This is a genomic window from Gracilibacillus salinarum (assembly GCF_022919575.1).
GTDB lineage: Bacteria > Bacillota > Bacilli > Bacillales > Amphibacillaceae > Gracilibacillus > Gracilibacillus salinarum.
Window position 1 is genome coordinate 1,620,992 of record NZ_CP095071.1, and the last position, 26,705, is coordinate 1,647,696.

General features: G+C 42.2%; 21 protein-coding genes. 10 read left to right on the plus strand and 11 right to left on the minus strand.

The features are described from left to right. Positions 1-731 precede the first annotated feature (731 nt). From MUN87_RS07710 to gloA2, 5 genes are all read right to left on the minus strand, one after another. Positions 732-2,381 carry an L-lactate permease gene (locus tag MUN87_RS07710; RefSeq protein ID WP_244747127.1) on the minus strand — a complete coding sequence of 550 codons (1,650 nt, stop codon included), beginning with the start codon at positions 2,379-2,381 and terminating at the stop codon, positions 732-734. 97 nt (positions 2,382-2,478) lie between these two features. Next, the gene (gene dat / locus MUN87_RS07715; protein WP_244747129.1) at positions 2,479-3,336 is read right to left on the minus strand and encodes a D-amino-acid transaminase; all 858 of its coding nucleotides are present in this window, start codon (positions 3,334-3,336) and stop codon (positions 2,479-2,481) included. A 16-nt stretch (positions 3,337-3,352) separates the two neighbouring features. Further along, positions 3,353-4,330, minus strand: a complete 978-nt coding sequence (locus MUN87_RS07720) for an NAD(P)H-quinone oxidoreductase (protein WP_244747131.1) — start codon at positions 4,328-4,330, stop codon at positions 3,353-3,355. Positions 4,331-4,645: 315 nt separating this feature from the next. Then, the gene (locus MUN87_RS07725) at positions 4,646-6,874 is read right to left on the minus strand and encodes a putative bifunctional diguanylate cyclase/phosphodiesterase (RefSeq protein WP_244747132.1); all 2,229 of its coding nucleotides are present in this window, start codon (positions 6,872-6,874) and stop codon (positions 4,646-4,648) included. A 29-nt stretch (positions 6,875-6,903) separates the two neighbouring features. Further along, a complete protein-coding gene (gloA2, locus tag MUN87_RS07730) occupies positions 6,904-7,287 on the minus strand; it encodes an SMU1112c/YaeR family gloxylase I-like metalloprotein (protein WP_244747133.1) in 384 nt (127 codons plus the stop codon). A gap of 179 nt (positions 7,288-7,466) precedes the next feature. Between gloA2 and MUN87_RS07735 the strand changes: the two genes are divergently transcribed. Further along, positions 7,467-8,372 (plus strand): polysaccharide deacetylase family protein, encoded by a 906-nt coding sequence (locus tag MUN87_RS07735; protein WP_244747134.1) that lies wholly within the window; start codon positions 7,467-7,469, stop codon positions 8,370-8,372. A gap of 109 nt (positions 8,373-8,481) precedes the next feature. Here MUN87_RS07735 and MUN87_RS07740 read toward each other — a convergent pair whose 3' ends face one another. Next, positions 8,482-9,777: a purine/pyrimidine permease gene (locus tag MUN87_RS07740; protein WP_244747135.1), complete on the minus strand. Its 1,296-nt coding sequence runs from the start codon at positions 9,775-9,777 to the stop codon at positions 8,482-8,484. A 186-nt stretch (positions 9,778-9,963) separates the two neighbouring features. Between MUN87_RS07740 and MUN87_RS07745 the strand changes: the two genes are divergently transcribed. The 3 genes from MUN87_RS07745 (at position 9,964) to MUN87_RS22365 (ending at position 14,804) form a co-directional block, all read left to right on the plus strand. Beyond that, positions 9,964-10,467 (plus strand): RNA polymerase sigma factor, encoded by a 504-nt coding sequence (locus tag MUN87_RS07745; RefSeq protein WP_244747136.1) that lies wholly within the window; start codon positions 9,964-9,966, stop codon positions 10,465-10,467. Further along, positions 10,457-11,311 carry a hypothetical protein gene (locus tag MUN87_RS07750; protein WP_244747137.1) on the plus strand — a complete coding sequence of 285 codons (855 nt, stop codon included), beginning with the start codon at positions 10,457-10,459 and terminating at the stop codon, positions 11,309-11,311. The genes MUN87_RS07745 and MUN87_RS07750 overlap by 11 nt, the downstream gene beginning before the upstream one ends. 571 nt (positions 11,312-11,882) lie before the next feature. Next, on the plus strand, positions 11,883-14,804 hold the full coding sequence (locus MUN87_RS22365; RefSeq protein WP_305037447.1) for a rhamnogalacturonan lyase family protein: 2,922 nt from the start codon (positions 11,883-11,885) through the stop codon (positions 14,802-14,804). A gap of 71 nt (positions 14,805-14,875) precedes the next feature. On the opposite strand, the gene MUN87_RS07760 is transcribed toward MUN87_RS22365, so the two are convergent. Next, positions 14,876-15,412 (minus strand): GNAT family N-acetyltransferase, encoded by a 537-nt coding sequence (locus tag MUN87_RS07760; RefSeq protein ID WP_244747138.1) that lies wholly within the window; start codon positions 15,410-15,412, stop codon positions 14,876-14,878. A 91-nt stretch (positions 15,413-15,503) separates the two neighbouring features. Between MUN87_RS07760 and MUN87_RS07765 the strand changes: the two genes are divergently transcribed. Beyond that, entirely contained in the window at positions 15,504-15,770 is a 267-nt protein-coding gene (locus tag MUN87_RS07765) for a hypothetical protein (RefSeq protein WP_244747139.1), read from the plus strand. Positions 15,771-15,871: 101 nt separating this feature from the next. After that, positions 15,872-16,657, plus strand: coding sequence for an SDR family oxidoreductase (locus tag MUN87_RS07770; RefSeq protein ID WP_244747140.1), 786 nt, complete (start codon positions 15,872-15,874; stop codon positions 16,655-16,657). A 591-nt stretch (positions 16,658-17,248) separates the two neighbouring features. Here MUN87_RS07770 and MUN87_RS07775 read toward each other — a convergent pair. Continuing rightward, a complete protein-coding gene (locus MUN87_RS07775) occupies positions 17,249-17,824 on the minus strand; it encodes a YdcF family protein (protein WP_244747141.1) in 576 nt (191 codons plus the stop codon). 134 nt (positions 17,825-17,958) lie between these two features. Here MUN87_RS07775 and htpX point away from each other — a divergent pair, with 134 nt between their 5' ends. Together htpX and MUN87_RS07785 are read left to right on the plus strand one after the other, a co-directional pair. After that, positions 17,959-18,864, plus strand: a complete 906-nt coding sequence (htpX, locus tag MUN87_RS07780; RefSeq protein ID WP_244747142.1) for a protease HtpX — start codon at positions 17,959-17,961, stop codon at positions 18,862-18,864. Positions 18,865-18,981: 117 nt separating this feature from the next. Next, the gene (locus tag MUN87_RS07785; protein WP_244747915.1) at positions 18,982-19,539 is read left to right on the plus strand and encodes a YqaA family protein; all 558 of its coding nucleotides are present in this window, start codon (positions 18,982-18,984) and stop codon (positions 19,537-19,539) included. A gap of 560 nt (positions 19,540-20,099) precedes the next feature. Here MUN87_RS07785 and MUN87_RS07790 read toward each other — a convergent pair. After that, positions 20,100-21,059 carry a tRNA dihydrouridine synthase gene (locus tag MUN87_RS07790; protein WP_244747143.1) on the minus strand — a complete coding sequence of 320 codons (960 nt, stop codon included), beginning with the start codon at positions 21,057-21,059 and terminating at the stop codon, positions 20,100-20,102. 287 nt (positions 21,060-21,346) lie between these two features. Here MUN87_RS07790 and MUN87_RS07795 point away from each other — a divergent pair, with 287 nt between their 5' ends. Both MUN87_RS07795 and MUN87_RS07800 read left to right on the plus strand, forming a co-directional pair. After that, positions 21,347-22,345, plus strand: a complete 999-nt coding sequence (locus tag MUN87_RS07795) for a glutaminase (protein ID WP_244747144.1) — start codon at positions 21,347-21,349, stop codon at positions 22,343-22,345. A 78-nt stretch (positions 22,346-22,423) separates the two neighbouring features. Continuing rightward, positions 22,424-22,867 carry a YtoQ family protein gene (locus tag MUN87_RS07800; RefSeq protein ID WP_244747145.1) on the plus strand — a complete coding sequence of 148 codons (444 nt, stop codon included), beginning with the start codon at positions 22,424-22,426 and terminating at the stop codon, positions 22,865-22,867. An 891-nt stretch (positions 22,868-23,758) separates the two neighbouring features. Here the strand turns inward: MUN87_RS07800 and MUN87_RS07805 are convergent. Both MUN87_RS07805 and MUN87_RS07810 read right to left on the minus strand, forming a co-directional pair. Then, positions 23,759-23,992, minus strand: a complete 234-nt coding sequence (locus MUN87_RS07805) for a TM2 domain-containing protein (protein WP_244747146.1) — start codon at positions 23,990-23,992, stop codon at positions 23,759-23,761. 440 nt (positions 23,993-24,432) lie between these two features. Continuing rightward, positions 24,433-26,703: an Ig-like domain-containing protein gene (locus MUN87_RS07810; RefSeq protein ID WP_244747147.1), complete on the minus strand. Its 2,271-nt coding sequence runs from the start codon at positions 26,701-26,703 to the stop codon at positions 24,433-24,435. Between the last annotated feature and the right edge of the window lie 2 nt (positions 26,704-26,705).

Here is a 26,705-nt window from a genome sequence, read left to right on the forward strand (position 1 = left end):
TAGAAAAAGAAAAACCGGGCATAACTCGCCCGGTTCTAATTAATTTTTACAACTACCTATAATATGGATTATGTCAACTAACTTCGAAGTCGTCATTTTGAAATGTTTCGTGTGCTGGCATAGCGCTCCAGCCAACCACTTCGCGTCCTGCGGGGCACGGCTGAAGCTAACTTTGTGAAGAAAGATCGCTTCACAAAGTGGATCTTCAGCGCCTGCATAATCCCGCGGGAGTCTACGTGGTTGGCCTACGCTAGGATGTGGAATCTACACCATTTGTAAGAGCTAGCATGTTGATCACTGTATATATAACAGGAACTGAGTGATTAACATTATGCCTAGAACCACTGCTTTTTGCTGTTCCATACGTTGTAGCACTTCCCTAAAGCGTAGGAAATAGACGGAGTCTCCCGTGGAATCAGCACGAGCTGAAGATCCACTTCATTTGTGCCTGCGTCTGCAAGTATCGCTTCGAAGTGAGCTTCCTCGGCACAAGGCAGCACAGATGCTGTTCAAGTAGTAGCCTAGCTGAAGCCGTGCGCACAGGACGCGGAGCCTATTTCTGGAGCTTTGCTATGCACATAATAACTATCAAAATAACCACAAAGTGTGATAGTTTCACTTTACATAATCCATATGATAGGAACTCTATTTCATTTTCAATCTGATTACTGCTGTGACTGCACTTTTTTGCTTTCTTTACTGACAACAAAACCTCACTACTTTCGTGAGGCTTACCAGAGAAATGCCAATATGCTGGCGATAACGGAATAGATCACCATGGGGATGAGTGTCATGCGGATGATTTGACCTTCTTTGCCGATTAATCCGACGACAGATGCTGCTGCCACGACATTGACGACGCAAATCATGTTGCCTGCATTTGCACCTAAAACTTGCAGGCTGACGATTTCGGTCGGATCGAGGCCGGCATGATCGGCAACGGAAAACTGGAATAAGGAGAACATCATGTTACTAAAGGTCGCACTACCTGAGATAAAGGAACCTAGCGCACCAATAAACGGCGTCATTAACGGCCAGCTGGCTCCTAATAAATCCGACGCTTGATAGGCGAGTTCGACTGGCATGCTTTCCAAACCAGCATGATTCACACCAGAATTAATAAAAATACGCACCATCGGAACAGCGGTGAACAGTGTAATCGACGTACCGATTAACGTTTTTCCAGACACAGACAATGCTTGGCTGAACGCGCTCAGACTCATTTTGTGATAAAAAAAGGTGACAGCAACGACAACCAGAAAAATCGTTCCAGGTAAATATAATGGTTCAAAGACAGCCGATATCGTCGTTCCTAAAATATTTTCCCAACCTATTTTAGCGCTTATCAGCCATTGTTTAAACGGAAGTGCATTCAACCTGCTGAGCACTAATAACAAACCGAGTAAAACATAAGGAACCCACGCCTTTACTAACGACATAGAAGCGGTTTTTTCTTTATCAGCGATAGGCAGATCACCTAACCATCCAGCTGGCCACGTTCCCCGATCCGCAAAATCCCAAGTCGATTTCGGCATCATCCACCCTTGCTTAATCACAAAAAGGACAAGCAGCAATCCGACCAGACCACCGACAATAGATGGGAACTCTGGACCGATCACGGTCGCTACGATAAAAGCTGGCACAGTGAAACTTAGACCAGCAAATAAAGCAAAACGCCAGATCACGAAGCCTTGTTTCCATGATTTTTCTTTTCCGAAATAGCGGGTGAGGATGACGACCATGATCAAAGGCATTAATGTACCAGTGATTAGGTCGAACTGCATCACCTGGCTGGCAACTGTTTTGGCGTATGTATCCAGCGAAGTATCTCCTAAGAAATTAGCCGCTAACGGAGCGATGTCTCCGCCTTCCATTAACCCTTGCTGAACACCGACAATAATTGGCGTTCCAACCGCACCAAACGAAACCGGACTGCTGTCTGCAATCAAGGCCAGCACTACGGCAGCTAATGGTGGAAATCCCAGCACGACTAATAAGGGAGCCACAATAGCCGCTGGTGTACCAAATCCGGCAGATCCTTCAATAAAAGCGCCAAATAACCAGGCAATCAGAATTAACTGCACGCGACGATCCGGTGTGACCCCCATAAAGAAAGCTCGAATGGTATCAATGGCACCACTTTTCTGTAAAGTATTTAACAATAAGATCGCACCAAACACGATATATAAAATAGAAATACCAATTAAAACGCCTTCCACAATGGATGCACTAATCTGAACGGCTGGAACCTTCCAGTAAAAAAAGGCAAGAACAGCGGTCACTGCCAGACTAATTGGCATCGCCTTCATCGCAGGCATTCGAAGCAATACTAAAAATAGAAAAACAGCCAAAATAGGTGTTAAAGCTACCATCGTCATCATACGCTCACCCCATTATTTTCTTATATGTTCATTATATCACAAACTTTCCCTTAAAATGATGCCCACTCTGTTAAAAAGTGGGCATTTTTTGTGAACATTATTCTAAATCGTCATAGACACGTTTGCGATAGTATTGCTGTAACTGTCTGGTGACAGGTCCAACCGTATGACTTCCAACCTGATTCTCATCAATGTGTGTCACCGGCACTACTTCCATCGGTGTAGCAGTCAGGAAACACTCATCTGCCTCTTGCAGTTCCTCCACACTAAACATTTCTTCTACGACCGGAATATCAAGCTCTGACGCTAACTTGATTACTTTTTTCCTCGTGATGCCGCCAAGGATATAGTTATTAGCAGGGTGAGTATGAATCGTTCCATCCTTTATCATGTAAAAATTGGACGCGCCACATTCCCGGACCATGCCATCACGGTAAAAAAGCGGTTCGTAAAATCCATTACGCTGTGCCTTCGTTCTCGCGAGCACATTTCCCAATAAATTCAGTGACTTTATATCACAACGGAGCCAGCGAATGTCTTCCTGCAATGTCACACGCACGCCATTCTCCCACTTTTCCAGCGGCTGATCGAACTTGTTCACCGTTGCATAAAAGATCGCATCCAGTTCCTCGTCATATACGTGATCACGTGGCTGCATCCCCCGTGTTACTTGCAAATACAACTTGCCGTCCGCTGTAAAATTATTTTGCGCCACCAATCTTTTCAACAACTCTTTGATCTCTGTGCGTGTAAAAGGCGGACGAATAGCTAGCTGTTCCATCGAATAAAATAGGCGGTCTAGATGCCAATCTAACACATGGAACTTTCCATCATAGATCCGAATAACTTCATAAACGCCATCACCAAACTGATAGCCTCGGTCCTCGAACGAAACGAGCGCATTTTCCGGCTTTCTTTCCACTATCTCGTGGTTCCATAACATACATTCTGTCACACCAGCAGCCTCCTCTTTATCGTACTTTTAAAATAATTTTACCTATGTTTTTGTTGGCTTCCATATGGCGATGAGCATCTGCCACTTCTTCTATTGGAAATACTTGATCCACTATCGGTTTGATCGACTTATTCTCAAAATAATCACTTGTCTTTTTCAGAAAGTCATCGGATAGTTCTGCTTTGTATTGATCGCTTCTTGGCGTTAACAATGTACCGGTAAGCTGAATCCGTTTGGCCATCAGTTCCATCAATGAAATCGATTCTACTTTGCTGCCACCTAAGACGCCGATCAACACCCAGCGACCATCGATAGCGATACTGCGATAATTTTTCTGCCAATAATTCGCTCCGACAAAGTCAAGAATTACATCGGCACCTTTTTGGTCAGTCGCTTGTAATACTTCTTCCTCAAAGGACTGTGTTTTGTAATTAATTGCGACATCGGCACCTAGCTCTTTGCAAACAGCCAACTTCTCTTCCGACCCAGCGGTGACAATAACACGCGCGTCAGACAGTGTCTTCGCTAACTGAATTGCCGCCGTACCGACGCCACTTCCACCGGCATGGATCAGAACCGTTTCACCTTTCTGCAATTTTCCGATCCAATAAAGTGTTTGATAGGCGGTCAAAAACACTTCCGGAATAGCTGCTGCCTGTTCAAACGAAAGTTCGGCTGGAATACTCATTGCCCGATCAACAGGCATGGCTACTTTCTCCGCGTAGGCGCCACCGTTGACTAATCCCATCACCCGTTCTCCTACTGTAAACTGATCATGACCATTCGGATTGATGACAACGCCAGCGACCTCGACACCAATGATCGGATTCTCCGCATAACCGATTTTCCCTTCACGGTTTAAAATATCGGTACGATTCATTGCTGTTGCATGCACTTCGATTAACATTTCTCCTGGAGCTACTGTTGGCTCATTCTGTTCAGCATAGGTGAGTTGCTCTGCTCCACCTGGTTCTTTTGCGATTACTGCTTTCATTTCTATTCCTCCTTCACTATAGTCCTCGTGTTGTAGCGAGAGCTTAGTCCACTAATACTTTATATTTCCTAATGTATAAGGAAAAAAACGTAGAGCTACACTACTCTACGCTTTTCGAAAAGCCCGTCTCTCTGCATACGTCACACATTTGAAACAGACAGGCACTTTTTGGTCTTGATCGTTATAATAATAAGTCGGTTTGACTGGTTTCTTGCCACACATTGCACATTTTTTTGGTTGGAACAAGCGTTTAAAGAAGTTCACTTCCAATCCCTCCACCCCTATTATAACAACGAGAACCACTTGATTACATTATTATGATCGGATATACTTTTTTAGTTCGATCAAAGATACCGGCTCTGAGTAATAATACCCTTGTCCATAATCACAATCCAGCCGATGCAAAATATTTCGCTGCCAATCCGCTTCGATTCCTTCTGCTACCACTTTCAAATGAAGATTGGCACCGATATCGATCATTGTTTTAACAATCGCTAAACTGGTTTTATCCTCTACACCTTTAATAAAATGTTTATCGACCTTTAATTTATCGATCGGCAGCTCTTTTAGCAGATAGAGGGATGAATATCCTGTGCCGAAATCATCAATCACAATGCCGATTCCTACATCATGTAAGGACTGCAAAATCATTTTTGACGTATCAATGTTTTGCATCAGGCTCTCAATGATTTCTAATTCGAGATATTGCGGGGGTAATCCGGTCTCTTCTAAGACAGTTTTCACTGTTTTTACAAAACGGCGTTCCAATTGTTTTGGCGAGACATTGACTGCCACCGTTAAGTCATGAAAACCTGCTTCATGTAATTGTTTTATATCGTAACATGCCTTGCGCAATACCCATTCACCAATTTTATGTATTTGACCAGTTTCTTCGGCAATCGGGATGAATTCCGTCGGTGATACTTCTCCCATTGTCGGATGAACCCATCTAACCAGTGCTTCCACCCCAACTGGCGTATCCGAAGACAGACTGACGATCGGCTGATATACCACTGTAAATTGCTCTTCCACGATCGCCTTTTCTAATTTCATTTCCAGGGTCAGCTTACGCATGATTCGTCGATGCAACACTTCATCAAAAAAGTAGTAGCGATTCTTACCGAGACGCTTTGCCTGATACATCGCGGCATCGGCATGCTTCATTAACTGTTCCTCCGTCATCGCATCTTCCGGATAAAAGCTAATACCAATACTTGGAGTTAAACTAACTTCATATTGTTCCAGGTGAAAGGGGCTGGAAAAGACAGCCAATATCGCATTGGATACTTCTCTCATTTTATCCACGGAGGCTTCGGGAACCAGCATAATAAACTCATCACCACCAATCCGGTATACCTCCGCTCCTCCCGTCACAACTTTACGGAGACGTATTGCCGCTTCCAGTAAAACTTGGTCACCAGCTTGATGCCCCAGACTGTCATTAATGTTCTTGAATCGATCGAGATCCATTAACAGGACAGCAAGCGGCTGCCCTTGTTTACGCAGTTTCTTCGATTCTTCGGTAAAACTGACACGATTCTTCAGTCCAGTTAATGCATCGTGATAAGCAAGATAACGATATTCACGAACCAGTTGTGTATTCTTTTTCATCACCATCAGCTGCCTCGCTACCAGCATGATAAAGACAATCATTAACCCGAGACTTAGTGCATTCCATTCCCAATGATAACTCTGCAACATGAACAGCATCAGTACTAACACAGACAAATAAGGGAAAAACGTAACCTTCCGTTCTTCGTTTTTTAAGAAGTTCCAATCTGCAGTCGGCAGCTGAAGTTGCACCAGTTTTCCTGAAGTACCAATCAACAGTAAGGAAAATAGCCATATTGCATCAATCAAATCAAACCAAGCATGCCATTGATTCATTTCCGCAATCACCAGAAACATAATCGCCAAGATATGAAAAAATACACCTGCTATAAAAAATGCCATGGCTCCTCTTTGTTTGCTGAAGAATATGAGATAGTATAATGTCGTAATGCCGAACATGATTACTAATAAACAAACTTGCAAAGCAATAATAATTCCCTGTATCAAAATCGAATGTTCTGCGTAGAAAATAACCGGTTGAAAAAGATAATGTATACAAATCACTGTGATAAAAATCATAAAGATGAAAATGTTGAACAAAAACGGACTCGTCGACACATCTGTTTCTAATAATTTAATCTTATGTAAAACGGCAAGCAATAACAGACTGTAAGTCACAAACCAACCTAATAATGACAGCAGCGGAAAACTGTTTCCCCCACTCAAAAGTATATCAGCAAGTAAAGTCAGGTTGGCCACCACATAAGCTGCCATCGATAAACCTATCCATAGCCAAAATCGTTGCTGGCTTTGATCTGACTGACGGTAGGCCTGATGAATCCATCTGCCACTTATACATACTGCCACTATCGGTGCTGTTGTCGACACAATCTCCCGCCAAAAAGAAGCTCCTTCTAACAACGTCAACAGGATGTAATAAACAACTGTAATCAGTACCAGTATCGTTACTAGTTTTTTCATCTCTTTATGCACAGTTTCACCTCCTTTTTCTACGTATCTGACTAGTTTTCGTATAGTTCGATAGGTAATTGATCAGGATCTTGAAAAAAAGTAAATCGTTTCCCTGTAATCGGGTCCGTTCTAATCCCTTCCACTTCTATCCCTTGTTTCTGCAGGTGTGTCACCGTTTCTACCAAGTTGTCCACGGTAAAAGCAAGATGACGAAGACCTTGTGCTTCCGGATAACTGGGTCGTTCAGGCGCATCCGGAAATGAAAATAACTCGAGCAGATAAGTCCCATTCAACGCTAAATCCAACTTGTATGACTTCCGCTCCTCACGATATACTTCACGAATTTCAGTAAAACCTAGCTTTTTTATATAAAAATCCTTGGAAACAGCATAATTGGAACAAATAATTGCAAGGTGATGAATTCCATTAAACATGATATGCACTCCTTTATTCAGCTTTTATTTTACCATAAAATGAGAGAGCTTTTTACAGCTAATTTACAACATGATAATGTTTCCAGTTCATTGCCGGAATCATGCATTTTTTATTTCGAATGAAACACGTTTGTTTTACAGAAACTATCGCTACATCTTTGTTAAAAGGAGCAAACACTATGAAAAAGACGATTCTCATGATGATTGGATTGTCCTTCCTATGCAGTCAACCTGCGATGGCTATGCCAGACAGCGAGCTATTTCCACGAAATGAAACCTTTGATATCAATGAATGCCAACGCTGGACAGATGAAATTCGTGATTTTGGTGTATCAAAGAAGGATAAAGCTGAGAAAGTGACAGTCCTGATGTATCATCGGATTGTCCCGGAAGATTCCATCAGCAGAATCCATAAACAGTATAATGGAAACTTAATTTCCGAAGTGATTTTACAGTCCGATTTTCAGGAACAGATTGAATTTTTAAAAGAAGAGGGATATACGACGTTAACGTTAAAAGAATTAGAAATGTTTATTGCTGGGAAGTTGGCTATTCCGAAAAAGAGTGTTGTCCTCACATTCGATGATGGTTTTATCGAAAACACTTTGGAGGTGGCACCTACGCTTCGCGCCAACGGATTTAATGCAGCAAGCTTTGTCATAACCGGCGCCGTCAGAAAAGAGGACTACGAGTACGATCCCGGTAAATATCAGTACTACACGTTAGAAGATATGCAAAACAGCTGTGACATTTTTGAGTTCGAAAGCCACACTTATCATTTTCATAAACGCACCAACCGTGATAAAGCCTATTTAGTCGCCTTGACCTCCGACCTTATCAAAAAAGATATTGCAACTAGCATCTACAATCTGGATGGTAATAAACAAGCCTTTGCCGCTCCATACGGGGCATACAACAATAGAGTGGTCAGTATACTAAAAGACCTCGGTATTCATATGGCGTTTACCGTCAATCCCGATGATGTCGTCCCTGGAACCACAAACATCTATGAAATTCCCAGAAGAGAAGTGAAACCAGACGATTCTTTGGATGATTTTAAAGAGAAGATTGGATTCGAAGAGTAGCCATAGGCAATTGAAATGCTTTTACTTTAAGTCGTTACTAAATTCGAACACTACGCGCTATAATGCAGGCCCTTCTGATCGAAAAAGGGCCTGTTTTTTTTGTGAGCTTCTATTTGGATTCTTCTTTCCACAATTGCTCCATGATCATGACTAAAAATGTTCCGACCAACAGGCCATTGCTCATCACATTCTGTACGAGTAACGGTAATTCAGAGAAGACCTCTGCTGGCAGAAACATCGTCCCCATCCCGACCAGATAAGCAATCCCCAGAATCGTGACGCGTCGGTTATCAAGCGGATAGTAGTTAACATTACGGATCGCTAATCCTACTAACTGAATAAACGATGCCATTAAGGCCGCATTAGCGATAGGTGATGGAATGCTTGATATATAGGAGACGATCACCGGAAAGAATCCAATTACCATTAATAGAAAAGATGCATAGATAAATGGTGTTTTCCGTTTTTGTCCAGTCAATTCTATAAAACCGGCAGACGTGGACAGTGGCACATTGGCAATGGCTGAGAACATGCCGGCTAACCCGTGATTGAGTCCGAAGACAACCGTTCCACGATTAATCTCCTTTTTGCGATCGTTATTTTTATTACCTAAAATTTGATCAACCGCCACAACAGAGGCGACGATGTTCGAAAGCAGAATAACAGCTGTAATAAAAGCTATCGGAATCAGACTAATATTAAATTCCGGCATTCCAAATGCGAACACATCTGGCAATGCAAATAGTGCCACATCCCCCACTACCGGGGCCTCACCGTTGACAATCACGAAGATAAACCAGCCGATAAATATACCGATAATCATCGAATAATTACTTAACCATCCTTTTGAAAAAATCGATAATCCTAGCACGATCATGAACGTTAACGTTGCAATCAATGCTTCTTTTACTTGAATATTCTCGGATCCACCTTGCAGTCCGAGCATTCCCTCGAGAAACGTACCGCTCAACTGAACGGTTAACAGTAAGAAAAAAGTACCTGTCACTAACGGTGTGAAGATTGGCAGGACATACTGTGTCAGCTTCAATGCACCGAACAAGAATAAGAAAAGCCCTGTCAGGATCATGGTCGTTTCTAATAAACGTAACGTATCCCCATATGCTGTTCCATTCTGTAAGCCAGTGGCAGCCATAACTGAGAAAATACTAATCCAGATCCCTGCAGGTCCTTCCATAATCGGCATCTTATGACCAAGTATCGCCTGCAAAAAGGAAGCCAGTCCCACGACAAAGAAGGTCCGCTGCATCAACCCAGCGATTTCCGGAAAACTTAATTCAAACATGGCTCCTACTACGATGGGTAAGGCAACTGAACTTGCTAATAAAAAGATAAACCATTGAAATGTTTCCATTGATGTTTGTAAAAATGATGTTTTTTTCATCATAAACGCTCCTACTCTTTCCATTGATTCCTTATGTATCATATCATTATGTTAATAGATCAACCAAGCTACTTGTTTATCGTTAACTTCGAATATATCGGATATTTTTATCGAAAACTGTAATGTTTCTAATCCTGATGCGTCTAATAAGTAAGAACAGCGAAGATGAAAGAACAAGGAGGTTAAGAGATGGATGAAGAATTAATTACCGATTGGTTCGATGCTTACGCAGATGATGTCTACCGTTTTTTAATTTATTACACCTCCACATCAGATGTAGAAGATCTCGTCCAAGAGGTATTTATTAAAGCGATTGACCGCTATGATTCATTCAAGGGTGATGCCAGTCCGAAAACTTGGCTCATCTCGATCGCCCGAAATCTGGCAATCGACGAAGCTAGAAAACAAAAACGCAAAGATTGGCGAAAATTAATCAAAACGTATGAACACAAAATAGATATCTCACCAGAAGATAAACATCTATTAAATGAGAGAAAACTAGAGTTGCACCGGGCAATCGCCCAATTAAAACAAGATTACCGTGATGTGGTTATCCTTCGTGGCATCGAAGAATTGACAGTGTCAGAAACAGCCAGCATTCTGAGGTGGACCGAATCAAAAGTACGCGTCACTTTCCACCGCGCATTAAAAGCACTGAAATTGCATGTAAAGGAGGTTCACTATGAGTCATAACGAAGACGATTTAATAAAGGAGTTAAAAGACTTGAAATCAAATGCCAAAATCAATGATACACAAAAGGAGAAGATGAAAATGGCCCTGCAAAAACATGCAAAAAAGAAGAAGGCCCGCTCCAAAGCAAAGCACACCATCATTTGGTTTACGTCTGCAGCAGCGATTCTACTGTGTGGTATATTGGTTTACAGCATGATTAATCAACAGCAACCTTTAACAATGCCGGCCGAAGAGCATTCATCCGAAAGAAGTCAGCCCGGAGAAAACGAAGGGAAAGATCCCGCAGATGTGACTACTCTTGATGAAGAACAAGAGTCGGAAGAAGAGGATACGGACTCTGATGAAGAGAATGTTAGTCCTGAGGAGTTTAAGGTGGATCAGGTTGGGACAGAGACTACTACGATTATGCTTGAAGGAATGGAAAGTGAAATTTCGGTACAAAATTATCAAATGGAGCCTTATGGTATCACCTATTCAATCGCCGAATTATTAGATTATTATGCGATTGAAGGGAATAAAGTACGACATCATAACAATAATTCTGATATGCCTATATCCTTCACTTTATCTGTCATGGAAGACAGCACCATTGACCAGATTGCAAACAATCTCGAAACTGAATATAAAGAACAGTACACAAATGTTAACGAACAACAAGAATATATGAATAACGAATATCCTTATCCGAGTATTGCTCAAAGCATTGAAAGCAACTCATCTTCTACCGGCTACTATGTATTACAAATTGATGCAAATGTGCTTGTAATTGAATATGACTATCCTATCGAAGCAGGTGATGGTTTAGGACCTCGCTTGGAACAATTACTTCAATCGATTCAGTAAAATTATATTGCTAAAGTTCATCAACCACCTAAAGTTCGAGCCATCTCCCTCTGATGGCCCGGACTTTTTTTATTTTGGAAAATGCATAAGTAATCAATTGTATAAAGTGAAGCTTATCAGGGGGTTAGCGGCTGTTTACACCCACTTAGCTTCTCTGTGATACTCGAAGCTTGAAATGGGAGTCTTACAAACGGTTAGCACCATGATAAAAATCTCTTTAAGGCGGATGATGACTCTTTTAACACAAAAACTCTCTCACGAAACAACCTAAACCATATTTAGTACATTTCTATCACATCCATAAAACTTCAAAGTTCTTCACCATCAATTTTCAGTGTTTTCCGTTCAAATATCAGTGTTTCTCTTGACTATTTTCTATTTCTGCCCTACTCTATGATCGCATCCAGACCCTCAGCAGCAAAAAGCAGGTCATGGGTTCCACGCCCATAAATGTAAGCGTTATCAAACTTTAGTCCCATGACTTCAACTCTCTCTAACAAGGAGGTGCATTCCACTCTAACATCACTGTTCCCTCAGCAACTAAAAATCAATTAGGAGGTTAGTTTATCAGATGAAACACATATCCAGTATCCTTATTATCGTTTTGCTTGCGGCACTTTTACCAGTGAATCCGTCCCAGGCAGCAGAAGAGGACAACAGCTATTTATTTGACTTTGGTTCAGAAGGCAGTCCTGTTGCAGACGGCTATACGCAAGTTGCCAATACCACGGTTTATGAGGAAAGCAGAGGCTACGGTTTAAGTAAAAGCATTGACACTCGGGACCGTGGTAATCCCGATGACTTAAAAAGAGACTTCGTCATTAATAGTGACTATTCCTTCCAACTGGACCTTCCGAATGGTGACTATTTTGTCAGAATCATTGCCGGGGACGAGATTGCTTTTAATCGATCCAGTTTCGTGATCAATGGAGAAGATTATGGCAATATCACATCCAGTGGCGGTGAATTCGCTGAGCTGACTGAAAATATTACGGTTACAGATGGCCAGTTAACGATTGATATTGGCGAGAATGGTCGCATAAATGGTCTGGAAATCGTGCCATTAGCACAAGTAGAGAACCTGAGCGTTGATTCTATTAACTATACAGCAGATAGTGCAGTCACCATGTCATGGCAAGCAGATGACAATGCGAGCCACTACAACATCTATCGCAAGGCAGCAGATGAAGATTCCTTTAGTAAAATCGATGAAACAAGCGAAAACACGTATACTGATTCCTCCGTTGAACTCGGTTACGAATACACCTATGCCGTTTCACTCGTTCATCCATCCGGTATCGAATCGGATAAAAGTAATGAAGTTACCGCCACGTTAATCAAAGAGAATGAAACAGCACCACAACCTCCAACTAATCTGGCGGTAGAAAATGCGTCCATCGATCAAGTAACGGTCGACTGGGAAGCATCTGATGACGCACTGCTATATTATATTTACCGAGCAAAATATAATCCTGATGATTATCCAGAAGCAACGGTTGATTTCGAAAAAATAGGAACAACCACAGAAACAAGTTTCACAGATGACACCATTTTGACTTATAATCACTATTATTATCAGGTGCGTGCAGTCAATGCCGGAGGAATCTCCGATCACACTGATGCAGTTGAATCTCCTGTCACAGAAGCGAAGAAACGACAAATGGAGCAATTGGACCGTGCACTTGTGGCCGTACAATCGGATGATGGCGTTTATGTTGGCTGGAAAATGCTTGGAACCGACCCGACAGACGTCAAGTTTAACCTTTTCCGGGATGGTAAGAAAGTAAATAAAAAGCCAATCGAGGACAGCACCAACTTTTTTGATGAAGATGGAACTGCTGATTCTACCTATCAAGTGAAAATCATCAAAGGCAGTGGTGACAAAATAACCAAGGAAGTAAACGTCTGGTCAGAGAATTATTTAAGTGTAGCACTGGATAAACCAGCTGGCGGTACTACTCCGGATGGTGTTGATTATACGTATAGTGCCAACGATGCCAGTGTTGGTGATATCGATGGCGACGGCGAATATGAAATTATTTTAAAATGGGACCCGTCCAACTCAAAAGACAACTCACAATCCGGCTATACAGGAAATGTATACATGGATGCATACGAATTAGACGGAACCAGATTATGGCGAATGGATCTTGGAAAAAACATTCGTGCAGGTGCCCACTATACCCAGTTTCTTGTCTATGATTTTGATGGCAATGGCAAATCAGAAGTGGTTTTAAAAACGGCAGATGGCACTATTGACGGACAAGGTACTGTAATTGGCGATGCTGATGCAGATTGGCGTAACAGCAGTGGTTATGTGCTGCAAGGACCGGAATATTTAACCGTTTTTGAAGGGGAAACAGGGAAAGCACTAACAACCACAGATTATTATCCACCGCGCGGTAACTTAAACGACTGGGGCGACGACTATGGTAACCGGGCAGACCGCTTTTTAGCAGGAGTTGCCTACTTGGATGGCGAACGCCCTAGTATACTTATGGCGCGCGGTTATTACACTCGAACAGTGATCGCTGCCTACAATTGGCGAGATGGCGAATTAACCAGACAATGGGTATTTGATACAGATGATGAGGGCAACCAGGATTACGCAGGACAAGGTAATCACAGTTTATCGATTGCGGATGTTGATAAAGACAGTAAAGACGAAATCATATATGGCGCTATGGTTGTCGACGATGATGGCACCGGGCTTTACACTACTGAATGGGGCCATGGTGATGCGCTGCATGCTAGTGATTTTGACCCCAATCGTCCAGGGCTTGAAATTTTCCAGCCGCATGAAGACACGCAAATTCCGATCGGCTATGGGATTCGCGACGCGGAAACCGGTGAATTAATTCACGGCGTCAACGTTCGTAAAGATGTCGGCAGGGGCTTAATTGCTGATATTGATCCGCGCTATCAAGGCGCAGAGTTCTGGACATCTGCCTCATGGGATGGAAGTGAAGGAACCGGCTTGCATGCGGTTAATGGTGATATCATCTCCGAATCAACACCAGGATCTGTCAATCATGCGGTCTGGTGGGATGGCGATCTTGGCAGAGAACTGCTTGACCATACCTTCGATTCCAGCAGTGATCCATATGGCGTTGGCCGTATCGATAAATGGGATTATCAAAAAAATGAACTCGTCAACCTGTTAACTCCTGAAGGAACCCGGACCAACAATTACACGAAAGGTAATCCTTCTCTTCAAGCGGACCTTTTTGGTGACTGGCGCGAAGAAGTGATCTGGCCGTCAGGAGATAGTGAAACATTACGGATTTACACGACAACAGATGTAACAGATGAAAAAATCTACACATTGATGCACGATCCGGTTTACCGCATGGGCGTTGCGTGGCAGAATGTCGGCTACAATCAGCCGCCACATACAAGCTTCTTCCTAGGTTATGACATGCAAGAAGCACCACGTCCAGCGATTGAAACGGGCGACCGCTTATTCGGGCGTGATAAAAACCATCATAAGTAATTAGACAAAGCAGCCTGCTGAGGCAGGTTGCTTTGTTTTTAATCGAAACAAAACAAGTTCAACCCTTTAACTCATCTCAACCATTTCCCCATCAATATAGTATCATAGTACTTCCCATCCGAAAGCAGCTTGTCCTTTTTCAATACACCTTCTACTTCAAAACCTAATTTTTTGTACAAGGCAATTGCTCTATCATTAGTATGCAGTACACTTAATTGCATTTTCTTTATATCTGCATGGTCCCCGGCCCATTGAATCGATTGTTCCAGAAGCTGTCTGCCGATACCAAAACCCCAATATTCCCTTAATATACCTACTCCGAACTCTACCTTGTGAGCCATGCGCTTTAACTCATTACCTTCACAGCGCGAGAATCCTGCAATAATCCCATTCCTTTCAGCAACTAAAAATAGATGGCGTGCGTTTTCACAATCATCTCTAATCAGCTGTGTAAACGCTGCTTCATCTAAATACGCTTCCCCTTTTTGCCGATCCATATTTTCTGTCTCGCCATCTAATTGCAAACGGACTTGTACTAACTCCTTCGCATCTGTTTCTCGTGCAGTTCGGATCAGAAATGATGGTTGATTGGTTAATATGGTGATCACACCCCTCTTCATGATTTAGACAAATGATGAATAAAATCCCTCCACCATCGCACATTAAACAATGTACGCTTATATCAAGGAGGAATTCATCTTGGAAAAAGGAAACAATATCTCCAGTTTACAGGACCAGAACCAGCTTGCACAGGCACAGCAATCCATTCTTCATCTACAGCATGCCGTCCAGCAAGCACAAAGTCACCTTAATGATGACATCTTAGAACAAATCAGGCATTCGATGGAACGTGCAGAGCGTTCGATTGAGCAAGCTGCAAAAGTTACGCACGATGAGGGAGCAATGGATTTAGTACGACGCGATTACGAACAGCAAAAACAGGCAATCGAGAATATCATGCAATAACAACCGGGCAGTTTTTTTCTCCCCGGTTTTATTTCTGTGCTACATATGTGTAAATCCGAAATAATCGGGAATAGGATGGAAAAAAGCTAGGAGGAAGCAAAATGGATAACCGTTTTACTGACAAAGTAGCTGTAGTTACCGGTGGAAGTTCTGGCATCGGTCGTGCTTCAGCAATCGCACTGGCGAAAGAAGGCGCGAAGGTCTGTCTAATGGACCTGAAAGAAGAACAGGCAGAACTAGTAAAAGACGACATCACAGACTTAGGCGGAGAGGCAATGATTGCAGATGTAGACCTATCGGATCATCAGCGGGTAGCAGATGCAATGCAGGAAGTGGCTGATCATTGGGGACAGATTGATATTATTTTTGCCAACGGTGGTATCAACGGGGTGCTAGCACCAATCGAGGACTTAAAACCTGAAGATTGGGACAAAACCATTAACACCAACTTAAAAGGAACCTTCCACACCGTAAAATATGCCATTCCCTTCATGAAAAATAGCGGTGGAAGTATTATCATCACGAGCTCCGTAAATGGTAACCGGATTTTCTCCAATTTCGGCATGGCTGCATACAGTACGTCAAAAGCTGGCCAAATGGCTTTCGGCAAAATGGCAGCGCTCGAATTGGCACAATACAAAATCAGGGTCAATATTATTTGCCCCGGAGCAATTGAAACGAACATAGGCAAGAACACAGAGAAAACACCCGAACTAGAAAAAATCAACATCCCTGTAGAATACCCGGAAGGTGACAAACCGTTAGAGCACGGCCCGGGAAAACCGGAGCAAGTAGCAGACCTTGTCACCTTTCTCGCATCCGAACAAGCGAGTCACATTACCGGAACAGAAATGTTTATTGATGGAGCAGAATCCTTGTTGCGCTAAGAGTGCTTGCACACCTTCTGCCAACCACTTCTCGTCCTGCCTGGAATGTGGTTGGCCAACTCTATGGCTCTGTAAGAAGACAAATACTAATTGCGACACCAAACATTTGTCTTCTTTCTATATTAACGCTAAAAATCCTGTTGAGCTGCTCCCACTTTTGGATCCTTTCTCGTTAAACGATACAAATCTCGGGTGACCGCTTCTCACTTTTGGCTCCTTTCTCGCTAAACGATACAAATCTCGGGTGACAGCTTCCCACTTTTGGTTCCTTTCTCGCTAAACGATACAAATCTCGGGTGACCGCTTCTCACTTTTGGATCCTTTCTCGCTAAACGATACAAATCTCGGATGACACCTTCCCACTTTTGGTTCCTTTCTCGCTAAACAATACAAATCTTGGGTGACAGCTTCTCACTTTTGGTTCCTTTCTCACTAAACGATACAAATCTCGGGTGACTCCTTCCCATTTTTGGATCCTTTCTCGCTAAACGATACAAATGCTGTAGCACTGCTCCCCACTTTTGGCTTTTTTTTTCAACTGTGATCCTAACGTGTAACAGAGGACACTATTTCTCAAATAAGATATTCTTTCTATAAGCGAAACAACTCCCACACAGCTTTCAATGCTTCGGTAGCTCCTTGTTTTCTAGTCTCGTGCTGCTTCCACCAATTTCGGTCAAAGACATCCTCTCGAATCGGTACCGAGATAACCTCGATCTCTTCCTTCTTCAATGTTCGCTCAAAAATCCATGTTGCCCGTGCGGAATGATATTTATTGGTCACGACCATCAAACTGTTCACCCTCAGCTCTCGTAAAAGCGGAATCGACAGCTCCGCTTCTTCTCTGGTACTCGTCACTTCTTTATAATCAAAAATCGCATCATTCGGAACACCTAGCTTGATTAAATGCTCCCGCATAATATCTGACGTATACGTTTGCCAGCCAACGAGTGCACCAGTGACAATAATCGTATCACTGTATCCTTCATGATAGAGCTTTGCGGCTTCCGCTTCTCTGTCTCCTGTTCCACCACTCAAAACTATTATGGCATCGACCTTTTTCGGTGATTGTTCTAGTACGAGCAACCGATGCAATTGAAAAAAGATAAAGAAAAAAATCACAAGCATAAAAAGCGGTATAATCAAGATCAGCCATTTTTTTATCACGATCGATTCCCCCAGCATGTTACTTTCTCTAATCGTATAGTAAAATCGGCAAAAGAAAAAGCCATTCTAATAGGCTTATGTTCTATTTATATGGTATGATTGAAGCAAATTATGCTGTAATGGGAGGATAATAAATGGGCAAACGTCTTTTATTGTTTTTGTTAACGAATATTCTGGTGATGACTACCATCGTCATTGTCTGGTCTGTCATCACGCAATACACCGGTATTAACGGGTCTTACCGTTTAGGAAACGGCGAAATCGATTATGGAACGCTGATGATCTTCAGTCTGGTAGTCGGCTTCACCGGCTCGTTCATTTCACTTGCTATGTCCCGTTGGATTGCCAAAATGATGATGAAAGTGAAAGTAATCGATCCAAATCGTCCGGCAAATGCAGAAGAACGTATTGTGTATGAAAAAGTAGAACGTCTAGCACGTGCAGCAGGATTACGGCACACTCCGCAAGTCGGCATTTATCAGTCACCGGAAGTCAATGCATTCGCAACCGGCCCATCGAAAAAAAGATCGCTCGTCGCTGTCTCAAGTGGATTATTGCATTCCATGGATGATGATGCCATTGAAGGAGTAATTGCTCACGAAGTAGCACACGTGTCGAATGGCGATATGGTTACGATGACACTCTTGCAGGGAATCGTCAACACGTTCGTTGTCTTTTTCTCTCGAATCATTGCGATCGCTGTCTCTCGTCTCGTTCGTTCGGAGTTACAATGGATCGTCGAATTTGCTGCGATCATCGTATTCCAGATTCTGTTCTCGATTCTCGGCAGTCTCGTCGTCAGTGCGTATTCCCGTCATCGTGAATATCATGCCGACAATGGCGGTGCAGCATTAGCAGGACGTGACAAAATGGCCCACGCCCTACGTTCATTAAAAATGCATGTAGACCGTGCCAATGTCAAAGATTACTCGGATGACTCTGCCGTTCAAACAATGAAAATCAGCAGCAAAAGCAGCTTTTTCTCCTTATTTTCTTCACACCCGCCACTTGATGACCGGATTGCAAAACTGGAGAAATAAAGTTCGGGTATTAGCGCCGTGATAAACAGAAGAAACATCCTCGGACCAAATCACATGTGATTTGGTCTGTTTTTATTAAAGTAGTAATTTCAGAAAAGAGGATCGCCATTGCAAAAAATGACGGAGATGTTAGAACAGTTGGGAATATGGGGACTCATTATTGCAGCATTTACAGAATCAGCTTTTTTTGTTATTCCACCAGACGTATTCCTCATTCCATTATCAGGAACTAATCCATACAGCTCCTTTTGGTTAGCAAGCATTACCGTTTTTTTCTCTATTTTAGGCGCTATGCTCGGTTATCTGCTTGGTTACTATATCGGCAAACCATTATTGCACAGATGGATAAACGAGAAGACTATCACTAAGGCAGAAAGGTTATTCGATAAATACGGGATCATCGCGTTAATTATTGCTGGTATTACACCGATCCCTTTTAAAGTGTTCGCGATTTTAGGCGGTGCTTTAAAAATGTCTTTCCTGCCGTTTCTAATCGGTTCTATCATCGGACGGATCATTCGTTTTTTTCCAATCCCGATTCTTATTTACTTTATTGGGGACGAGGCGAAACATTATATAAACGACCAATCATCTTCTGTCTGGATGATAGCCATGACGCTCCTGCCTCTAGTGACGATATTATTTATCGTGAAAGGGAAGAAAAAGCTTCGATAACTACTTTTTCAGAAAAAAAACAGGAAAGCCCAACCGGATCTAACTCACAAAATAATATACAGTTTCTTATAATATGGATTATGTAAGATTTTGAAATAATTTATGTGCTAGGATACCGCTCCACAATTTATAAGACCGCTAGGACATGATGCACTATCTGCAAGATTTACACCTTAATTGATGAATTACATTGCTTAGCACCACTGCTTCTAGCAGTTCCAATCGTTGTAGTACTTCCCATTAGCGTAGGAAATAGGCGGAGACTTTCGTGGGATCAGTCGTGTGTGAAGACCCCGCAGTGAGCGGTTTCTGCTCGCGAGGAGGCTGAACCCGACCCCACAGGACGCGGAGCCTATTTCCGGAGCTTTGCTATGCACATAATAACTATCAAAATAGCCACAAAGTGAGACAACTGTACTTTACATAATAATCCGTATTATAGGAACGCTGCTTCATGTTCAATATGATTACTGCTGTGACTGCAATTTTATGCTTTCCTACATATAACATAAAAAGAGCAGGGAATTCCCTGCTCTTTTTTCTATTATGAGAAATTCGTATTATTTTGTTTCAAACTGATCGAGCAATGCGCGTACTTCATCGGTTGACTTTGTCTCCATCAATTGATTTCTTAATTCACTAGCCCCGCGAAAGTCACGGACATATATTTTGAAGAAACGACGAAGCGGTTTGAATAGACGCGGCTCTATTTCTGTGTATTTATCATGGAGATCCAAATGCATTCTTAAGAGATCGAGCAATTCCTGACTCGTATGTTCTTTTCGCTCTTTCTCAAAGGCAAATGGATTGGTAAAAATACCTCGTCCTATCATAACGCCATCGACACCATATTTATTCGCTAACTCTAAACCAGTTTGACGGTCAGGGATGTCACCATTGATCGTCAACAAGGTATCTGGCGCCACTTCATCACGAAGTTTCTTAATTTCCGGAATCAGTTCCCAATGCGCATCAACCTTACTCATTTCTTTTTTGGTACGGAGATGAATGGAAAGATTCACGATATCTTGCTCCAACAAGTGTTTGAGCCAGTCGTGCCATTCGTCTACCTCCGTGTAGCCTAGCCTTGTCTTCACGCTTACAGGTAATCCACCTGCTTTTGCTGCTTGGATAAGCTCTGCTGCAACTTCCGGACGTTTGATCAGACCGCATCCCTTTCCGTTTGTTGCCACATTTTGGGCTGGGCATCCCATATTAATATCAATACCGCGAAAACCTTTTTCCGCCATACCGATACTCATTTGTCTAAAAAATTCGGGTTTATCTCCCCATATATGTGCCACCATTGGCTGTTCATCTTCTGTAAAAGTCAAGCGCCCACGTACACTAGCCTCTCCATCCGGATGACAGTAGCTCTCCGTGTTGGTAAACTCGGTGAAAAATACATCCGGTCTGGCTGCTTCACTCACCACATGGCGGAACACCACATCCGTCACATCTTCCATTGGTGCTAGTACAAAGAACGGGCGCGGTAAATCACGCCAAAAATTATCTGTCATATATTCCAATCCTCTCATTGTGTTGCCAGGTCAAACCACTCAAATAGAAGCAAAGATAGCTTTGCTTCTTTTATACTTATACCATGTTTGGTTGCTTTTTATCAATGCTAGTTTCTTTATTTTTAAATAAAAAATAGGAGTAAAGGGAGGAAATGCCGCCAAATATAAGTAAAAAAATACTTTCGAAAACAGTGACCCGCAAGTTTATAAGTTAAATTTAATGTTAAAATAGTGATACAAACCATACTATTTTCCATTGACTTGTAAATAATAGATGAGGTGATTTTTTGGTCCAAGGAGCTATGAATCAAAATACAAAACTAACAAAAGACTGGCTGCAAAATTATGTAGATGACTGGGTAAAGTTTTATTGGAAACATACAAAAGAAGGAGAACTCCCTTCCTACATACCCATTTTACAGCAGGCAAATAAAAATCACTTAGGCATTTCCATCATGGGAACAAACGGCGTTACCATTGAGTCTGGCGATGTCGATATTCCTTTTACGATACAAAGTATTTCTAAAGTTTTCACCTTTATTGTCGCTTGTATGCAAAGAGGTGTTTCCTATGTACTCGATCGAGTCGACGTAGAGCCGACCGGCGAGGCATTTAATTCGATCATGCATTTAGAAATGAAGCAGATCAAGAAGCCGTTTAATCCATTTGTGAATGCTGGTGCCATTACCGTGACATCCCTATTAACCGGAAAAACATCTGCCGAGAAACTAGAACCTCTTCTTCAACTGCTGGAAAATATTTTAGGTTACCGCCCTGCCTTAAACATAGATGTTTTTCAGTCTGAGATGCAAACTTCGATTCGAAATCGGGCGATTGGCTATTATCTTGTTGAAACGGGCTATCTCGAGTCAGATCAGCTGGAATTGACATTGGAAACATATTTTAAACAATGCTCGATCGAAATCTCGCTGAAAGACTTGGCTCATTTAGGGATGATTTTAGCCAATGACGGAAAGGATCCCAAAACGGGGACAGAACTTATTCCCAAGCAGGTTGCCCGTTTAGCTAAGTCATTGATGCTGACGTGCGGCATGTATGATGCTTCTGGAAAGTTCGCAGCATATGTCGGTATTCCTGCCAAAAGTGGTGTCTCTGGTGGGATTGTTGCCATTGCTCCTCCACGAGCAAGAGAAGAGAACTTGCCTTTTCTTGAAGGGTGTGGCATTGGCGTCTATGGTCCAGCCCTTGATAAACAAGGTAATAGCATCGCAGGAATAAAACTGATTCGTCACATAGCCAAGCAATGGGATTTAAGTATTTTTTAAACGTAGCCCTTTTCTTTGAAGTAATTGCTTATATTGATTACGATAGAAGAAAGAAATTTTTTCAATAGGAGTGAGCAGATGGAATTAACTGTTTATTTAGCTGGTCAGATTCATGATGACTGGCGCCTGGAAGTAGAAAAAAGAGCAAAGCAAAAAGAATTACCATTATCATTTGTCGGCCCACAAACTAACCATGAACGATCCGACAACATTGGCGAAGATATACTGGGAGAGCAGCCTGGCAACTATTATAAAGACGATGCCGCCTCTGCAATCAACAATTTACGTACACAAGTCTTAATGCAGAAATCCGACATCGTCATCGCATTATTCGGTGAAAATTATAAACAATGGAACACAGCGATGGATGCCAGCACAGCAATCACCATGAACAAACCTGTTATTCTAATTCGTCCGGAATCATTGATTCATCCATTAAAAGAATTGTCTAACAAAGCAAATGTCACCGTCGAAACAATTGATCAGGCGCTTGACGTGATCGGCTATATTTATGACTGGTAAGTTGGAACACAGGCACTGCACGATAGATGTAAAATGCGAGCACAAAATAAGCAATGGTCTAATGGACAATTCTTTACCTATTTCTAAGATTCTGTCCGTTAGATCCATTCTTATGGACAACTTTTTACCTTTTTCCATAATTCTGTCCGTTAGATCCGTTCTTATGGACAACTTTTTACCTTTTTCCATAATTCTGTCCGTTAGATCCGTTCTTATGGACAACTTTTTACCTTTTTCCATAATTCTGTCCGTTAGATCCGTTCTTATGGATAACTTTTTACCTTTTTCCGAATTTCTGTCCGTTAGATCCGTTCTTATGGACAACTTTTTACCTTTTTCCGAATTTCTGTCCGTTAGATCCGTTCTTATGGACAACTTTTTACCTTTTTCCGAATTTCTGTCCGTTAGATCCGTTCTTATGGACAGCTTTTTACCTTTTTCCATAATTCTGTCCGTTAGATCCGTTCTTACGGACAGCTTTTTACTTTTCTCCAGATTTCTGTCCATTAGATGAATCTTTAGGGATTAATCTTCACATACACTATCTACAGTCAATGATTTACCTTCCTCACCTTTAATCAGCTTGCTTTCAAAAAAAAAGTACCACAGCACTTTCTAGAAGTTACATAAATTTCCACCATAAACAAACTCTTCACCTGCCCGGTCTTCACTAACGTAAGTGTATACAACTTTTTTTAATACGGATTATGTCAGCTGCTTATTTTGAAATGATTCCTGTGCGGAAATACCGCTCCGTCTAACCACTCTACTTCTGCGGGTCATACTTCCCGAACTTTACTAAGCTGATGAAACCTATCAAAATCACCACAATGTCAGACTTATATACTTTTTCTATTCACAAAAAAAGCTATTGCATAACAGCAATAGCTTTTAACGCGGTCGACGACACATACCCGGTATCAGGAAAATATCGATAAACAACCATATCCAAAGGAAAACGAGTGGGATCCAGCCGATAAAGAGCCATGTCGTTCCCCAACCAATGATACCTAATAAAAGTTGGGTAATTCCACTTGCAATTCTTCCCGTGTAAAAACGGTGAATACCGATTTGTCCAAGGAAAAACCATAGTATATAAGCAAGAGCTATATTGCGTTCCCTCATATTTGTTCCTCCAATAATAAAAGTTCACATTTCATTTAAGCATGAAGAAAAATAAATAGCAAACAAAAAAACCGGCCATAACCCGCCCGGTCCTAATTGACTTCATTAATGAACAACCTCCTATAATATAGATTATGTCAACTAAGGCTGTATAGCAAAACGATCATTTTGAAATATTTTACCTGCGTTGCAAAGCTCCGGAAATAGGCTCCACGTCCTGTGGGCACGGCTTCAGCCGTGCCCCGCAGGAGTGGTTGGCCGAAGCGGTATCCCAGCACATTAAATATCTCAATATGGATGCTTGGAAGCGATGGCTAGACATAATCCACATTATAGGGAATCAGCTTCCTATTCAATATGATTACTGCTGTGACCGCACTTTCTTTCTTAACCGATAAAAAATAAGGCTGATCTCCACACCGAAGACCAACCTTAACGCCTTATTCCTCTTCTAACGTAATATTACTAAATGTAGCAGTCGTATAATGAATCAAGTCGTTCGGATTCTTTGCGCCATCGACTGCAAAACCGATATACACCTTTTTCTTCATGTCAATTTCCTTTGTACCAACTTCTATCCATTCTTCACCGTCTTCAGATGCATAACCGGTTAAACTATTTCCCACTCGTTCAATCTTGAGCCAATAGGGAATGGTCGTATTCAGCAGGGACGGGACACCGTTTTCTTCAGGTCGATCATTTTCACCTGGTGCAATAATGGTTCCACCTTTCTCAGATCGGGAAGAAAAATGAACAGCGAATAACGTATCCTGTCGGTCTGCTTTCACTACGGAAGTACTAATCATAGCGGTTTTGGCAGCTGGCGAAAGCCCGTCTCTAATCATTAAACCAGAAATCGCATTATTATTTAATTTCGTTACATCGGAAATCCTTGCAGTCAGCGTGCCGTCGCCTTTCAATTTCTGATAAGCGAACTGGAAGGCATCCTTGTCCTCGATTATTCGTCCAGTACCTTTAACCGTCAATTGGCCATTTTCTATACTTGCATTTCCTTTCACTTCAACGTCACCGACATTCTTTGATTTCCACTCGCCAGACTGATGCATCGTATTCACGTATATTGGAGCAGAAGTGGTTTGTGTAGCATTTCCATCCTTATCGGTAATTTTGGCTGATACATACCAAGTGCCATCCGGTGCGTCTTCCCAAGTAAAGCCGAACGATCTGCCTGTACCTTCCCCTATTTTCTCGTCATTGCGATAATATTCAACACTAGCAATCTCATGCTTGTTTTCTAGATTTACATTAAAATGAATATCCTTACCAGCCTTATGAACACTATGCGCTCGCGGTGAAGCTAGTACACCATCGGGATTGGCTGCTTCATGGTCCATATCTGCTAAACTATTCAAGTACAGTTCAAGATTGGAATAGCCTGAAGACGTGATGGCTTTACCATCTTCACTGTCATCAGGATTTAATCCCTTGGCTTTCTCCCACTTATCAGGCATACCATCATGGTCGGAATCGACTGGTGCTTCCGAAGATTTCATCTCAGGAAAACCACCGACTTCCCATTCATTATTAATAATACGTCCTGTACCATTTCTGACATCACGAACAACCCTCGCGTCAACCGGGTCACGCTTTGGCAATGTTGCCCCCGCTTTATCCAGAACCTCCTGATAAGCTGTTTCTGCCGGTCGAATAGCCAGTTGGTCATGTCCAGCAACAGGATACGGCTTTTCTCCAAACGTAACATCTTCTTTGATATTTTCGACACCTAGCATGTTATTTTCGGTAACTGCCTTATTACCAGCCATTACATTGTCTGCAATATAGAACCATCCTGGCTGTCCATCCCTACCAGGACTGATAATACGCTGACTGACATTATCGTATGTCGCAGGACCTGGTTTATAAAAGTTATTCATTATATTGTTTTGCTGATTTTCCCCTCCATAGGTTGAATTAAAGCCCCAGTTGTATATGACATTGTTTACAATATCCGCATGTGATACAGGATGCAATTCATTCCCTGTGTTACCTAGGGCCGGCACACGGGAAATATGAGTGGCAAGTAAATTATTTACGAATGTAGCATTTTCTCCACCCCAAATCCCGCCATAGCCGTGTCTCCCTTTCGTATGACCTGAGATTAATAAACTTTCACTGATCACACTCCATTGAACGGTCGTATTTTCATTTCGGTAAAAAGAAAATGCCTCATCGATTCCCCAGCTGGCAGACACATGGTCAATCATCGCATTTTTGATATCACGGCCACCAAAAGCGTCAAACTCGGTATGCAGGTTCGTGCTTCCAGGTCGAAAACGCATATATCGGATGATTATATTTTCGGAATTACTAATCTCAGTCCCGTAACCTGCCACTGTAATCCCATCGCCAGGAGCTGTTTGACCAGCGATCGTTATATTTTTTCTCGCAATATTTAAGGGCTGTTCCAGTTGAATTGTGCCAGACACCCGAAAAACTATCATCCGGTTATCCTGACTGACAGCTTCCCGCAATGAACCAGAAATCGCAGCTTCACCTTCTCCGTAATCTTCAGTTGTCGTCACTTCATATACATCGTATCCTCTACCACCAGATGTGAATTTACCACCGCCTTCCGCTCCTGGAAAAGCAGGTACATTTGCTTGCGCGTATACTGCTTCCATAGTCACAGCGGACATGATCACAACAAAAATTACGACGATCAGCCACCTGTAGTGCTTATTACTCTTCATAT

Bases quoted from the DNA above. Each gene is read 5' to 3' on its own strand.
- MUN87_RS07785 (WP_244747915.1), top strand. From the start codon at position 18,982: ATGACGGAGATGTTAGAACAGTTGGGAATATGGGGACTCATTATTGCA.
- MUN87_RS07770 (WP_244747140.1), top strand. From the start codon at position 15,872: ATGGATAACCGTTTTACTGACAAAGTAGCTGTAGTTACCGGTGGAAGT.
- MUN87_RS07745 (WP_244747136.1), top strand. From the start codon at position 9,964: ATGGATGAAGAATTAATTACCGATTGGTTCGATGCTTACGCAGATGAT.
- MUN87_RS07810 (WP_244747147.1), bottom strand. From the start codon at position 26,703: ATGAAGAGTAATAAGCACTACAGGTGGCTGATCGTCGTAATTTTTGTT.
- MUN87_RS07735 (WP_244747134.1), top strand. From the start codon at position 7,467: ATGAAAAAGACGATTCTCATGATGATTGGATTGTCCTTCCTATGCAGT.
- MUN87_RS22365 (WP_305037447.1), top strand. From the start codon at position 11,883: ATGAAACACATATCCAGTATCCTTATTATCGTTTTGCTTGCGGCACTT.
- MUN87_RS07805 (WP_244747146.1), bottom strand. From the start codon at position 23,992: ATGAGGGAACGCAATATAGCTCTTGCTTATATACTATGGTTTTTCCTT.
- MUN87_RS07740 (WP_244747135.1), bottom strand. From the start codon at position 9,777: ATGATGAAAAAAACATCATTTTTACAAACATCAATGGAAACATTTCAA.
- htpX (WP_244747142.1), top strand. From the start codon at position 17,959: ATGGGCAAACGTCTTTTATTGTTTTTGTTAACGAATATTCTGGTGATG.
- MUN87_RS07750 (WP_244747137.1), top strand. From the start codon at position 10,457: ATGAGTCATAACGAAGACGATTTAATAAAGGAGTTAAAAGACTTGAAA.
- MUN87_RS07790 (WP_244747143.1), bottom strand. From the start codon at position 21,059: ATGACAGATAATTTTTGGCGTGATTTACCGCGCCCGTTCTTTGTACTA.
- gloA2 (WP_244747133.1), bottom strand. From the start codon at position 7,287: ATGTTTAATGGAATTCATCACCTTGCAATTATTTGTTCCAATTATGCT.
- MUN87_RS07710 (WP_244747127.1), bottom strand. From the start codon at position 2,381: ATGATGACGATGGTAGCTTTAACACCTATTTTGGCTGTTTTTCTATTT.
- MUN87_RS07800 (WP_244747145.1), top strand. From the start codon at position 22,424: ATGGAATTAACTGTTTATTTAGCTGGTCAGATTCATGATGACTGGCGC.
- MUN87_RS07720 (WP_244747131.1), bottom strand. From the start codon at position 4,330: ATGAAAGCAGTAATCGCAAAAGAACCAGGTGGAGCAGAGCAACTCACC.